This window comes from Labrys sp. F242 (genome assembly GCF_057813875.1).
The window spans coordinates 870,194-882,786 of sequence record NZ_JBVASG010000001.1 but is presented as its reverse complement, the minus strand read 5'-3'; the positions used below and the strand labels follow the sequence as shown (position 1 = coordinate 882,786).

Annotated in this window: 11 protein-coding genes; 9 read left to right on the top strand and 2 right to left on the bottom strand. The window is 62.8% G+C overall.

The features are described from left to right. The first annotated feature begins 13 nt into the window (after positions 1–13). The 6 genes from ACZYTC_RS04130 to ACZYTC_RS04105 all read left to right on the top strand — a co-directional run bounded on the left by ACZYTC_RS04130 (position 14) and on the right by ACZYTC_RS04105 (position 7,061). On the top strand, positions 14–1,510 hold the full coding sequence (locus ACZYTC_RS04130; RefSeq protein ID WP_488988968.1) for a CoA-acylating methylmalonate-semialdehyde dehydrogenase: 1,497 nt from the start codon (positions 14–16) through the stop codon (positions 1,508–1,510). A 180-nt stretch (positions 1,511–1,690) separates the two neighbouring features. After that, entirely contained in the window at positions 1,691–2,833 is a 1,143-nt protein-coding gene (locus ACZYTC_RS04125) for an isobutyryl-CoA dehydrogenase (RefSeq protein WP_441772008.1), read from the top strand. Further along, on the top strand, positions 2,833–3,897 hold the full coding sequence (locus ACZYTC_RS04120) for an enoyl-CoA hydratase/isomerase family protein (protein WP_441772009.1): 1,065 nt from the start codon (positions 2,833–2,835) through the stop codon (positions 3,895–3,897). Before ACZYTC_RS04125 ends, ACZYTC_RS04120 begins: the two co-directional genes overlap by 1 nt. Before the next feature lie 57 nt (positions 3,898–3,954). After that, positions 3,955–4,842 carry a 3-hydroxyisobutyrate dehydrogenase gene (gene mmsB, locus ACZYTC_RS04115; RefSeq protein ID WP_441772010.1) on the top strand — a complete coding sequence of 296 codons (888 nt, stop codon included), beginning with the start codon at positions 3,955–3,957 and terminating at the stop codon, positions 4,840–4,842. A 95-nt stretch (positions 4,843–4,937) separates the two neighbouring features. Beyond that, on the top strand, positions 4,938–5,711 hold the full coding sequence (locus ACZYTC_RS04110; protein ID WP_441772011.1) for an enoyl-CoA hydratase: 774 nt from the start codon (positions 4,938–4,940) through the stop codon (positions 5,709–5,711). 318 nt (positions 5,712–6,029) lie between these two features. Continuing rightward, on the top strand, positions 6,030–7,061 hold the full coding sequence (locus ACZYTC_RS04105) for a lysozyme inhibitor LprI family protein (protein WP_441772012.1): 1,032 nt from the start codon (positions 6,030–6,032) through the stop codon (positions 7,059–7,061). A 218-nt stretch (positions 7,062–7,279) separates the two neighbouring features. Here the strand turns inward: ACZYTC_RS04105 and ACZYTC_RS04100 are convergent, their stop codons facing one another. After that, positions 7,280–8,776 (bottom strand): CoA-acylating methylmalonate-semialdehyde dehydrogenase, encoded by a 1,497-nt coding sequence (locus ACZYTC_RS04100; RefSeq protein ID WP_434957276.1) that lies wholly within the window; start codon positions 8,774–8,776, stop codon positions 7,280–7,282. 232 nt (positions 8,777–9,008) lie between these two features. Next, positions 9,009–10,334: an omega-aminotransferase AptA gene (gene aptA / locus ACZYTC_RS04095; protein WP_441772013.1), complete on the bottom strand. Its 1,326-nt coding sequence runs from the start codon at positions 10,332–10,334 to the stop codon at positions 9,009–9,011. A gap of 284 nt (positions 10,335–10,618) precedes the next feature. On the opposite strand from aptA, the gene ACZYTC_RS04090 reads away from it, so the two are divergent. The 3 genes from ACZYTC_RS04090 to ACZYTC_RS04080 are packed head-to-tail and all read left to right on the top strand — an operon-like array spanning position 10,619 to position 12,433. Further along, positions 10,619–11,170 (top strand): cupin domain-containing protein, encoded by a 552-nt coding sequence (locus ACZYTC_RS04090; protein WP_434957278.1) that lies wholly within the window; start codon positions 10,619–10,621, stop codon positions 11,168–11,170. A gap of 38 nt (positions 11,171–11,208) precedes the next feature. Further along, positions 11,209–11,853, top strand: coding sequence for an HTH-type transcriptional regulator RutR (gene rutR, locus ACZYTC_RS04085; RefSeq protein WP_434957279.1), 645 nt, complete (start codon positions 11,209–11,211; stop codon positions 11,851–11,853). Positions 11,854–11,869: 16 nt separating this feature from the next. After that, complete coding sequence (locus ACZYTC_RS04080) at positions 11,870–12,433, top strand: hypothetical protein (protein ID WP_434957280.1); 564 nt, start codon at positions 11,870–11,872, stop codon at positions 12,431–12,433. Positions 12,434–12,593: the final 160 nt, after the last annotated feature.

The following is a 12,593-nucleotide window of genomic DNA, read 5'->3' as shown; positions in this document are numbered from 1 at the left end:
GAAGGACCAAGCCATGCGACAGATCGGACATTTCATCGCCGGCAAGCGCGTCGAGGGCACCAGCGGCCGTTTTGCCGACGTGTTCAATCCCACCACCGGCGAGGTGCAGGCCAAGGTGGCACTCGCCAGCAAGGCCGAGTTGCGGGCCGCGGTCGAAAATGCCCGCGAGGCACAGGTGGTCTGGGCGAGCTGGAATCCGCAGCGGCGCGCCCGTGTGATGATGCGCTTCCTCGAATTGATGCGGGACGAGCATGACAGTCTGGCCGAACTCCTGGCGAGCGAGCATGGCAAGACCGTGCCGGATGCCAAGGGTGACATCCAGCGCGGCCTCGAAGTGGTGGAGTTCGCCATCGGCATCCCGCATCTGCTCAAGGGTGAATATACCGAGAGCGCCGGTACCGGCATCGACGTCTATTCCCTGCGTCAGCCGCTGGGTGTCGTCGCCGGCATCACGCCTTTCAACTTCCCCGCCATGATCCCCTTGTGGAAATGCGCCCCGGCGCTGGCCTGCGGCAATGCCTTCATCCTCAAGCCCTCCGAACGTGATCCCTCCGTGCCGATCCGCATCGCCGAACTGTTCCTTGAAGCGGGCCTGCCGGCGGGCGTGTTCAATGTGGTCAACGGCGACAAGGAAGCGGTCGACGCCATTCTCGACGACGAAGACATCCGGGCCGTGGGTTTCGTCGGCTCGACCCCGATCGCCGAATATATCTATGTCCGCGCCGCCCAGACCGGCAAGAGAGCCCAGTGCTTCGGCGGCGCCAAGAACCACGCCATCATCATGCCGGATGCCGACATGGACCAGGTGGTCGATGCCTTGATCGGCGCCGGCTACGGTTCGGCGGGCGAACGCTGCATGGCGATCTCGGTCGCCATTCCCGTCACCAAGCCGACGGCTGATGCCTTGATGGAAAAGCTGATCCCGCGGGTGGAATCGCTGAAGATCGGTCCCTCCAGTGACGGCTCCGCCGATTACGGCCCTCTCGTCACCCGCGAGGCGGTGGAGCGCGTCAAGCACTATGTCGAGATCGGCATCAACGAGGGCGCGAAACTAGCCGTCGACGGCCGCAATTTCCGCCTCCAGGGCTATGAGAACGGCTTCTTCATGGGCGGCTGCCTGTTCGACGAGGTCAAGCCGGAGATGACCATCTACAAGGAGGAAATCTTCGGCCCGGTGCTCTCCGTGGTGCGTGCGCACGATTACGAGGAAGCGCTGGCTCTGCCGACCAAACATTCCTACGGCAACGGCGTGGCGATCTTCACGCGCGACGGCGATGCTGCCCGAGACTTCGCCGCCAGGGTCAATGTCGGCATGGTCGGCATCAACGTGCCGATCCCGGTGCCGATCGCCTATCACACCTTTGGCGGCTGGAAGCGCTCGGGCTTCGGCGACCTCAACCAGCACGGGCCGGATTCGATCCGCTTCTATACCAAGACCAAGACGGTGACCTCGCGCTGGCCGAGCGGCATCAAGAGCGGCGCGGATTTCTCGATCCCGACGATGCGGTGAGGCAATCTTTACCCTCCTCTGGAGGGAGAGGGTCGACGCGTGGCGTCGGGGTGGGGTGTCTGCACGACCGATCCCAGTCTAGCGCCGCCCAATCTGGCAGAACGCTGCGCCAGTCACCCCACCCCGGCCCTTTGGGCCGACCCTCCCCCTCCAGGGAGGGTAGGAAACGAGGCAACCACCATGGATTTCGAACTCAGCGACGAACAGGTGGCCATCCGGGAGATGGCGACCGGCTTCGCGGCGGAGGCGATCGCCCCGCACGCCCTCGAATGGGATCAGAACAAGCATTTTCCCATCGACACGCTCAGGGCGGCCGCCGGGCTCGGCATGGCCGCGATCTATGTGCGCGAGGATGTCGGCGGCTCCGGCCTCACCCGGCTCGATGCGGCGTTGATCTTCGAAGCCCTGTCCTCGGGCTGCCCGGCCGTCGCCGCCTTCCTGTCGATCCACAATATGTGCGCCTGGATCGTCGATAGCTATGGTTCGCCCGAACAGCGCCAGCAATGGCTGCCGGCGATGACCAGGATGGAGACGATTGCCAGCTATTGCCTGACCGAGCCCGGCTATGGCTCGGATGCCGGCAACCTGGCTACCCGGGCGACGCACGAGGGTGATAATTACGTCCTCAACGGCCAGAAGCAGTTCATCTCGGGTGCCGGTGCCAGCGATCTCTACATCGTGATGGCCCGCACCGGCGGCGATGGCCCCAAGGGCATCTCCACCTTCATCGTGCCGAAGGACACGCCTGGTCTTTCCTTTGGCGCCAGCGAGAAGAAGATGGGCTGGCATGCCCAGCCGACCCGCGCCGTGATGTTTGAGAATGTCCGGGTTCCCGCCGCCAACCGCATTGCCGAAGAGGGCCAGGGCTTTCGCATCGCCATGGCGGCGCTCGACGGCGGCCGCCTCAACATTGCCGCCTGCTCGCTCGGGGGCGCCCAGGCGGCTCTCGACAAGGCGATCGCCTATATGGGCGAGCGCAAAGCCTTCGGAAGGAAGATCTCGGATTTCCAGGCCCTGCAATTCCGCCTTGCCGACATGGCGACGGAACTGGAAGTGGCGCGCACCTTCCTGTGGCGGGCCGCCTGCGCGCTCGATGCCAAGAGCCCCGAGGCGACGCGCTTTTGCGCCATGGCCAAGCGCTTCGTCACCGATGCCGGTTTCGAGGTTGCCAATCAGGCGCTGCAGCTTCACGGTGGCTATGGCTATCTGAGCGAATATGGCGTCGAGAAGATCGTCAGAGATCTCAGGGTGCACCAGATTCTGGAAGGAACCAACGAAATCATGCGCGTGATCATTGCCCGTGCCCTGCTGGGGAATCGCTAATGGCAGCAGAAGAGACGCTTCCGGACGTGATCGTCGAACGCACAGGCTCGCTTGGCCGCATTCGGCTCAATCGCCCCAAGGCGATGAACAGCCTCACGCGCGACATGGTACATCTGATCGCGCCGGCCCTCGACGCGTTCGAGAAAGATGCCGCCATCGCCGCCATACTGCTGACGGGCGAAGGCGAGCGTGGCCTGTGCGCCGGGGGCGACATCCGGGCCCTTTACGAAGGCGAACGCACGCCCGATGGTACGGGCGCGAAATTCTGGCGTGACGAATATCGCGTCAATGCCCGCATCGCCCGCTTTCCCAAGCCCTATCTGGCCGTGATGGACGGCATCACCATGGGCGGCGGCATCGGCCTGTCGGCTCACGGCGCCCACCGCATCGTCACCGAGCGCAGCCGCATCGCCATGCCCGAAGTCGGCATCGGCTTCGTGCCGGATGTCGGCGGCACCTGGCTGCTCGCCCATGCGCCGGGCGAGATCGGTACCTATCTCGCCCTCACCGGCGAGACGATCGGGCCTGCCGATGCTGTTTATGCCGGCCTGGCCGACCTCCAGATCCCTCAGGGCAGCATTCCCGCGTTGATCGACGAGCTGGCTCAGTTGATGCCTGGAACCGACAATGAGGCAATCCGCGCCGTGCTTGCAAAGCATGCCGTGCAGCCTGAACTCGCTCGCCTTTCCGAGCATCGCACGCTGATCGATCGCTGCTTTGCCGGCTCCTCCGTCGAGGCCATCCTGCAAGCTCTCGAAGCGGATAATACGCCCTTCTCCCTGAAGACGCGCGACCTCATCGCCTCCAAATCGCCGACCAGCCTCAAGCTCACCTTCCGCCTGATCCGTCTGGCCCGCGAGGCCGATGGCCTTGAAGAGGCTCTGGAACGCGAATTTGCTGCAGCGGTTGCGGTGGCCCAGGGCCACGATTTCTACGAGGGTGTGCGAGCGGCCATTATCGACAAGGATCGCAATCCGCGCTGGTCGCCGGCAAGCCTTGCAGAGGTCGATGACCACGATATCGAAGCCTGGACCCAGCCGGTGGCGGATCGGGTGTTTCCTTAAGCGCATGGCGGTGCGTAAGACACCGATCCTTATCGTATTCTCGCAAAGGAGTTTCCAATGGCCCGCAGCAAGATAGGTTTCATTGGTCTCGGCAATATGGGCGGACCGATGGCCGCCAATCTGGTCAAGGCCGGGCACGCGGTGCGCGGCTTCGATCTGTCCCAGGTCTCGCTCGACAGTGCGCGTGCTGATGGCGTCACCATCGCCGCCTCCGCCGCCGAAGCGGTCAAGGATGCCGATGCCGTGGTCACCATGCTGCCGGCCGGCGCCCATGTGCTGAAGGTATGGTCGGATCTGGCCAGCCTCGTGCCTGCGGGCGCGCTGCTGATCGACAGCTCCACCATCGACGTTGACAGCGCCCGCAAGGCCCATGAGATCGCGGCCGGACGTAACCTAGCCGCCGTGGATGCTCCCGTCTCGGGCGGCGTCGGCGGCGCCAAGGCCGGCACGCTGACCTTCATGGTGGGCGGCCCGGACGAGGCCTTCGCCCGGGCCGAGCCGCTGCTCACCATAATGGGCAAGCGCGTGGTGCATTGCGGCGGCGCCGGCGCCGGCCAGGCGGCCAAGATCTGCAACAACATGATCCTCGGCATTTCGATGATCGGGGTCTGCGAGGCCTTCGCGCTCGGCGAAAAGCTCGGCCTGTCGCAGCAGGCGCTCTACGATGTCGCCTCGACCTCTTCCGGCCAGTGCTGGTCTCTCACCGCCTATTGCCCCGTGCCGGGGCCGGTGCCGACCTCGCCCGCCAACAACGACTACAAGCCGGGCTTCGCGGCGGCCCTGATGCTCAAGGATCTCAAGCTCGCCCAGGCGGCCGCCAATTCGGTCGGCGCCAACACGCCGCTTGGCGCCGAAGCCGCCCAGCTCTATTCCCTGTTCGACGGCCTCGGCCACGGTACGGAAGATTTTTCCGCCATCATCCGGCTGCTTCGGGGCAGGAGCTGAGTTTCATCAACATAACAGCCGGCTCAATATTTCAAATGAAGGGCGCATTTCCCTCTCCTCGAGGACGGAAATGGCCAAAGGTTTGAGGACCAGACATGACCTATGAGACCATCATCACCGAAAAGCGCGGACGCGTATTGCTGATCACGCTCAACCGGCCCGAGGCCCTCAACGCCCTCAACCGCAAGCTGGCCGGCGAACTCCTGGCGGCGACCCAGGCGGCGGACGTCGATCCCGGCATCGGCTGCCTGGTGATCACCGGTTCCGCCAAGGCCTTCGCCGCCGGCGCCGACATCAAGGAGATGCAGGCTCAGAGCTTCGTCGACATGCACAGCAGCGACTGGTTCTCGGAATGGAACCATTTCGCCGCTTCTCGCAAGCCGAAGATCGCAGCTGTAGCCGGCTATGCTTTGGGCGGAGGCTGCGAACTCGCGCTCATGTGCGACTTCATCCTGGCCGCCGACACCGCCAAATTCGGCCAGCCTGAGATCAAGCTCGGCGTGATCCCCGGCATGGGCGGCAGCCAGAGGCTGGTGCGCTCGATCGGCAAGTCCAAGGCGATGGAATTGTGCCTCACCGGCCGGCTGATGGACGCCGCCGAGGCCGAGCGCTGCGGCCTGGCCTCGCGTATCATTCCGGCCGCCGATCTCGTCGAGGACGCGGTGAAGACGGCGGAAACCATCGCCAGCATGTCGCTGACGGCCGCTATGGTAATGAAGGAAGCGATCAACCAGGCCTATGAGCTGCCGCTCACCAGCGGCCTCACCTTCGAGCGCCGCGTTTTCCAAGCCCTGTTCTCGACGCAGGACCAGAAGGAAGGTATGGCTGCCTTCGTGGAGAAGCGCCCGGCGCAGTTCAACCGGGGATAGTTTCGGGGCTCTCACCGCGAAAACGTTGCAATAGCGGACTGGTCCCTGACCAGCCCGAAATTGCTCGCCGCGGGCATCCCATCTTCACGCCTATTCTCATAAGGACGATGGTGAAACCAAGCCCTTGTGGGAGCGCAAAGGATCAGTGCCCTAGTCAGGCAAGTTTCCATTCCGAAAGGACTACAACTTAGACGTTGCAAATCTCCTTCGGCTAGGTGAGGCTGCTGAACATCTAGGTATAAATGCGAGATGATGAGCATGGCACTGGTATAGTGACCTCCCTTACCTGTCGCTGCCTTTAATACAGAAGGACAAGGAATGAAGAAATTTTGCGTGCAACTCGCTCCCGTTGCCCTGGCAATTCCCGTCCTTCTAACGGCTCCGCTCTCCACCCATGCAGGATCCTGGGCGGATGCGAAGGCCGATCCGTCATTCTCGAAGTCGCAACAGATCTGCCGATCGGCGAAGACGTTGGACATTTCCGAACCAGCCCAACCTGACGACAAGGCCCCTTGCGACTCCGAGGCGCTCTACTACGGCATCGGGATGAAGGCAGACCTCGACGCGGCTCGGCGCTGTGCCGCACAGGAGGCAAAGGGACCCGACGGAAACGAAACGCCCTTCGGCGGCAACAGCCTTCTCATGATGATGTATGCCAATGGAGTCGGGGCACCGCGCGACCTCAATCGGGCAATCGCCCTTGCCTGCCAACTCAACGGTGCCGATTACGAAATGGATCTTCGCATCCAGCATCTCGCCAAGCTGCGCACCGAAGGATGGGCGGGCACGGATTTCAGCGTATGCGACGACGCCACGAGCGGCTTCCTCGGCGGCGCCTGCGAGGTCCATGCCTCCCGCATCGAGAACGCTCAACGCGATCAGGCCATCACGACCCTCTCCAGGGATTGGAACGATCAACAGAAGGCAGCCTTGGCCCGGCTTCAGACTGCATCGGCGGCCTATGCGGACGCCGTCGGGAAGAATGAGGTGGATCTCAGCGGCACACTTCGCGCGGCCATGCAGACCGACGCGACGGACGCGGCCAAAAAGGCCTTCCACGACGATCTTCGGCAGGTCGTCAACGGCAAGGTTCAGAAATTCAGCGCACCGCAACTGGCCAAGGCCGATGCCACCCTGAACACGACCTATCAGAAGGTCATGCGCCTGAAAAACTTCTCCTACGGCACGGTCCAGAAAAGCGGCATTCATGAGACCCAGCGTGCCTGGCTCACCTATCGCGACGCTTTCGCGGACTTTGTTGCCGAGGCTTTTCCAGGTCGCTCTGCCGATGACATCAAGGGCGTGCTGACCAATGAACGTATTGCCGCGCTACGCGAATTCCTGTCGTGACACTCGCTGAGCAGGGGGTGGGTCGGCAGCAGGGTTTGCTTGGAACCAGCAGGCGCGCGGCTCGGATAGGCGGGCCGGCAAGCCGCAGCCTTCTTGCCGAAAAAGCTGAAATCCCTCGACCACCCTGTAGCCGAAGCTGTCCCCGGCGGTCATTGCGGCGAAGCCGCACTCCATAAGCCAAGAAGGAGTGCGGCTCCGCCGAGTGTTTACGCCCGATCTCAGTTCGTCGAGGGGAAGTTGAGGTTCACGCCCGAGCGGATGCCGGTAGGCCAGCGGGCGGTCACGGTCTTCAGGCGGGTATAGAAGCGCACGCCCTCCATGCCGTAGATCGAGTGGTCGCCGAACAACGAGCGCTTCCAGCCGCCGAACGAGTGGTAGGCGACCGGTACCGGCAGTGGCACGTTGACGCCGACCATGCCGACCTCGATGCTGTCGGCAAAGGCGCGCGCCGCATCGCCGTCACGGGTGAAGATGGCGGTACCATTCCCATATTCGTGATCATTGATCATCTTGGTGGCATGCGCATAGTCGCGTGCGCGCACCATGGAAAGCACCGGCCCGAAGATCTCCTCCTTGTAAATGGACATCTCTTCTGTGACGTGATCGAACAAAGTGGCGCCGACATAATAGCCGTTTTCATAGCCCTGCAGCTTGAGCCCGCGACCGTCGACCACCAGCTTGGCGCCTTCCTTCACGCCGGCATCGATATAGCCAAGTACCTTTTCCTGGTGCTGTTTGGTGACCAGCGGCCCCATCTCGGCCTGCGGATCGGCGGCGGGGCCGACCTTGAGCTTGTTGATGCGCGGCAGCAGATGTTCGACCAGCACGTCGGCGGTCTTGTCGCCGATCGGCACGGCCACCGAGATCGCCATGCAGCGCTCGCCCGCCGAGCCGTAGGCCGCCGAGACCAGCGCATCGGCGGCCTGGTCCATGTCGGCATCCGGCATCACCACCATGTGGTTCTTGGCACCACCGAGAGCCTGGCAGCGCTTGCCGTTGGCAGCAGCCGTCGCATAGATATACTGGGCGATCGGCGTCGAACCGACGAAGCTGATAGCCTTGACGTCGGGGTGATGCAGCAGCGCGTCGACAGCTTCCTTGTCGCCGTTGACGACATTGAGCACGCCTTCCGGCAGGCCGGTATCGAGGAGGAGCTGAGCGACCACCAGGGCGGCCGAGGGATCGCGCTCGGACGGCTTGAGGATGAAGGTGTTGCCGGCCGCGATCGCCACCGGATACATCCACAGCGGCACCATGGCGGGAAAGTTGAACGGCGTGATGCCGGCGACGACGCCGAGGGGCTGGCGGTCATTATGGGTGTCGATGGCCGGGCCGACGTTGCGGCTGAATTCACCAGCCAGCAGATGCGGAATGCCGCAGGCGAATTCCACCACTTCGAGGCCGCGTTGCACCTCGCCGAGGGCATCGGAATGGGTCTTGCCATGCTCGGCCGAGATCGCCTGGGCAATCTTGTCGGCATTGGCCTCGATCAGTTCCTTGAACTTGAACATGTAGCGGGCCCGCTTGAGCGGCGCCGTGGTCGACCAGGCAGGGAAGGCCTTCTTCGCCGCCTGCACGGCGGCATCGACATCTGCGGTCGAGGACAAGCCGAGCTCACCGCTCTGCTCGCCGGTGGCGGGGTTGAACACGGGCGCGAAGCGTCCGCTGGTGGTGGCGGTCTGCTTGCCGCCGATCAGATTGTCGATACGGGCCATGGGTTTCCTCTGAAGGAGTTTGTCTTGCTGCGCACCTTAGGAGCGATCCATCCTTCTCCCCTGTGAGAAAAGGTGCTCCAAAAGGGCGGATGAGGGGTGGACGAGGCCCCTCCAATTGAAATTTCCGACGACGTCATCCCGTCAGGCGAGGCCGCAAGACCCCTCATCCCCCTGCCGGGACCCCGAGCGGTTCCGCAGGAACTGCGGAGTCCCGCAAGGGGAGACGGCAATATCAATCCAGCGTCTTCAAGACGTCGCCGAGCGTCGCGACCAACTCGTCGATCTGCACTTTGGAAATGATCAGCGGCGGCGACAGGGCGATGATGTCGCCGGTGGTGCGGATCAGCAAGCCCTTCTCGTAGGCCTTCAGGAAGGCCGAGAAGGCGCGCTTGGTGGGCTGGCCGGCGATCGGCTCCAGTTCGATGGCGCCGATCAGGCCGAGATTGCGGATGTCGATGACATGGGGCAGGCCCTTCAGCGAATGGATCGCGTCTTCCCAATAAGAGGCGAGATCGGCAGCACGGGTGAGCAGACCTTCTTCGGTATAGGTGTCGAGCGTGCCGAGCGCTGCGGCACAGGCCACCGGATTGGCCGAATAGGTATAGCCGTGGAAGAGCTCGATGAGGTGCTCGGGGCCCGTCATGAAGGCATCGTAGATCTCCTTCTTGGCGAACACCGCTCCCATCGGGATCACGCCCGAAGTGATGCCCTTGGCTACAGTCATCATATCCGGGGTCACGCCGAAATAGTCGGCGGCGAAAGGCGTGCCGAGGCGGCCGAAACCGGTGATGACCTCGTCGAAGATCAGGAGGATGCCATGCTTGTCGCAGATGGCGCGGATGCGCTCGAGATAACCCTTGGGCGGCAGCAGCACGCCGGTAGAGCCTGCGATCGGCTCGATGATCACGGCCGCGATGGTGGAAGCGTCGTGCAGGGCGATGACACGCTCCAGATCCTCGGCATATTCGGCGCCGTGCTCGGGCAGGCCGCGGGAGAAGGCGTTGCGGGTGAGGTCATGGGTATGGCGGATATGATCGACACCGGTGAGCAGCGTGCCGAACATCTTGCGATTGGATACGATGCCGCCCACCGAAATACCGCCGAAGCCGACGCCGTGATAACCGCGCTCGCGGCCGATCAGGCGGAAGCGCTGCCCCTCGCCGCGGGCGCGGTGATAGGCCAGGGCGATCTTGAGCGCGCTATCGACGGCTTCCGAACCGGAATTGGCGAAGAAGACGTGATCGATGCCCTGGGGCGTCAGCTGCACCAGACGCGAAGCCAGTTCGAAGGCAGCGGGGTGCCCCATCTGAAAGGCCGGCGCATAATCGAGCTCGGCCGCCTGCTTCTGGATCGCCTCTGTGATCTTGGGGCGGCCATGGCCGGCATTGCAGCACCAAAGGCCCGCCGTGCCGTCAAGCACCTGGCGGCCATCGGCCGTGGTGTAGTGCATGTCCTTGGCGGCGACGAACATGCGCGGATTGGCCTTGAACTGTCTGTTAGCCGTAAACGGCATCCAGAATGCTTCGAGGTTGTTGGTCGCGCGGATCGGGGCATTCATCGGGATCTCTCCGGAAGCTGCCGAGGTCCCGAAGGCTGGCGGGAAGCCCGGCTCGTTAAGCTGGCAATAGCTTTGCCTTGAATTTGGAAATTATGCCAACTCTTTGTTGTGGCAGCATCATTCCTATTTCGGCCGCACTTCAATACCCGAGTTTTTGTTCTAGAACGAATGTTCAATTACAAGCGTTAGGTTCGCAAATTCCGGTGCATTGAATGCAAAGTGGAATTGTCGACAGCGTTCATGATATTTAACATTCTAAACAGGACTGGACGAAGGGCGGCACCATGCAGAACGTCGATTTGGGGTCATTGCTGCGGCGCGTGCGCGAGGCGCGCGGATTGTCGCAGCGCCAGCTCGCCAAGCGGGCAGGCATCTCCAATGCCACCATATCGCTGATGGAATCGAATGCGGTGAACCCTTCGGTCGGCGCCTTGAAGCGGGTACTCGATGCCTTGCCGATTGGTCTGGCGGAGTTTTTCGCCCTCGATGCCAATCCCGGGCGCAAGGTGTTCTACCGCAACAACGAACTGATGGAGATTGGTCGCGGGCGCGTCTCCTATCGCCAGGTCGGTTCGGACCTGCGCGGACGCGCCCTGCAGATGATCTCCGAACTCTACCAGCCCGGGGCGGATTCCGGCAAAGTGCTGCTGCACCATCAGGGCGAGGAATGCGGCATCGTCATCCGCGGCCAGCTCGAAGTCACGGTGGGCGAGGATATGGCCGTGCTCGGCCCCGGCGACGCGTATTATTTCGACAGCCGTGAACCTCATCGTTTTCGTAATGTCGGCGACACGCCCTGCGAGTTGATATCGGCTTGCACACCGCCAAGCTTCTGAGCCATGAAGGGGTGGGGACAACGAAACAGGAAGCGCTCATGGCAGAGGGAGGAGAGGCCGGCCGGCAACGCAGCAAGACCAAGCTCGGCCTGGCCAATATCGACAAGATCCTCGACAGCGCCCTTTCGGCTTTCTCGAAACACGGCTTGCGCGGTACCCGTATCGATCAGGTCGCGGAAGCCGCCGGCATGTCGAAGACCAATCTTCTCTATTATTTCCGAACCAAGGACGCCCTTTACGAGGCCGTTCTCACCCGCACTCTGGAAGTCTGGGTCACGCCTCTGAAGGAACTCGATGCCGCACGCGGCCCGGTCGTGGCACTGACATCCTATATCGAGCACAAGCTCAAATGCTCTCGGCTCTATCCGGAGTCCTCCCGTCTGTTTGCCATGGAGATCATGCAGGGCGCCCCTCACCTGAAAAAGGTCCTGGCAACCGATCTCACCAACACCGTCCGGCAGAAATCCGTCATCATCCAAGGCTGGATCGCCGAGGGAAAACTGCGGCCGATCGAGCCTTATCACCTCCTCTTCATGATCTGGGCGACCACCCAGCATTATGCCGATTTCGCCACGCAGATCAGTGTCCTCACCGGCAAGGACCTCACCGACGAGGCCTTCTACCAGGAAACGCTGAAGACGCTGACCGAGACGATCCTGCGCGGCGTGCTGGCCGATCGCTGAAAGCGGGAGCGCACGCATGAAGCTGTTCAGGCGCCGATGGAGACAGGCCCGCTGGATCGCCAGAGAATCGGGCGCCGGCGCGCGCAGCTTCGCCAGGGGGTTCCTCAACGGTTTTCGCAATGGTTTCGGTGCGGCGCAGCGCGGCGAAGGCGACGCGTTCAAGCAGCGCAATCGCGAGGAATGGGACCAGTTCAAATCCGCGCTCGGCCCGATGATGCAGGAAGCCGGCGAAACCTTGCGTAACATCGACGAGGATCCATACCGCTTTCTCCTGGTCGAGCGTGGCTTCCCTGCCCTGTTGTTCGACACCAGCCTTTATCTCGACGAGAAATATGCTGCGAGCCGGCCGGCGCCCGAACTGGCCGCCAGCGCCGTGATGACCTCAGCGCGCGGCGATTTCGGTCTCGAATTCCGGCAGGTGCCACGCGACGATAGCCGGGCCCGGTTCGATGTCTTCGTACCACCGGTTGGCTTCGGTTCGCTCGGTGGGCCGGGCGCGCCGACGGAGCTAGTCCCGGCGGCTCTCGCCAGCATCGAGAGGCGCTGCGTTTATCGGATGTCCTTAGCTTCATCACGCTGAGCAACCGAGGCCGTTAATCAGCTTTCGCTCCAAAGCAGTCTTCAGAAATGCTCGCCAACTTTTTCAGCTAAGTGAGAATGCGTGGCTTCTGCCCAGGTCAGATCCTGCACAACAGCAACCAAATATAGCGCGCGCCCCCACAAGGCTGGGGGAGGCAGGT

Excerpts from the sequence above, each read along its gene's own strand:
- ACZYTC_RS04125 (WP_441772008.1), top strand. The coding sequence starts at position 1,691 with ATGGATTTCGAACTCAGCGACGAACAGGTGGCCATCCGGGAGATGGCG.
- ACZYTC_RS04100 (WP_434957276.1), bottom strand. The coding sequence starts at position 8,776 with ATGGCCCGTATCGACAATCTGATCGGCGGCAAGCAGACCGCCACCACC.
- mmsB (WP_441772010.1), top strand. The coding sequence starts at position 3,955 with ATGGCCCGCAGCAAGATAGGTTTCATTGGTCTCGGCAATATGGGCGGA.
- ACZYTC_RS04110 (WP_441772011.1), top strand. The coding sequence starts at position 4,938 with ATGACCTATGAGACCATCATCACCGAAAAGCGCGGACGCGTATTGCTG.
- ACZYTC_RS04090 (WP_434957278.1), top strand. The coding sequence starts at position 10,619 with ATGCAGAACGTCGATTTGGGGTCATTGCTGCGGCGCGTGCGCGAGGCG.
- rutR (WP_434957279.1), top strand. The coding sequence starts at position 11,209 with ATGGCAGAGGGAGGAGAGGCCGGCCGGCAACGCAGCAAGACCAAGCTC.
- ACZYTC_RS04130 (WP_488988968.1), top strand. The coding sequence starts at position 14 with ATGCGACAGATCGGACATTTCATCGCCGGCAAGCGCGTCGAGGGCACC.
- aptA (WP_441772013.1), bottom strand. The coding sequence starts at position 10,334 with ATGAATGCCCCGATCCGCGCGACCAACAACCTCGAAGCATTCTGGATG.
- ACZYTC_RS04080 (WP_434957280.1), top strand. The coding sequence starts at position 11,870 with ATGAAGCTGTTCAGGCGCCGATGGAGACAGGCCCGCTGGATCGCCAGA.
- ACZYTC_RS04105 (WP_441772012.1), top strand. The coding sequence starts at position 6,030 with ATGAAGAAATTTTGCGTGCAACTCGCTCCCGTTGCCCTGGCAATTCCC.
- ACZYTC_RS04120 (WP_441772009.1), top strand. The coding sequence starts at position 2,833 with ATGGCAGCAGAAGAGACGCTTCCGGACGTGATCGTCGAACGCACAGGC.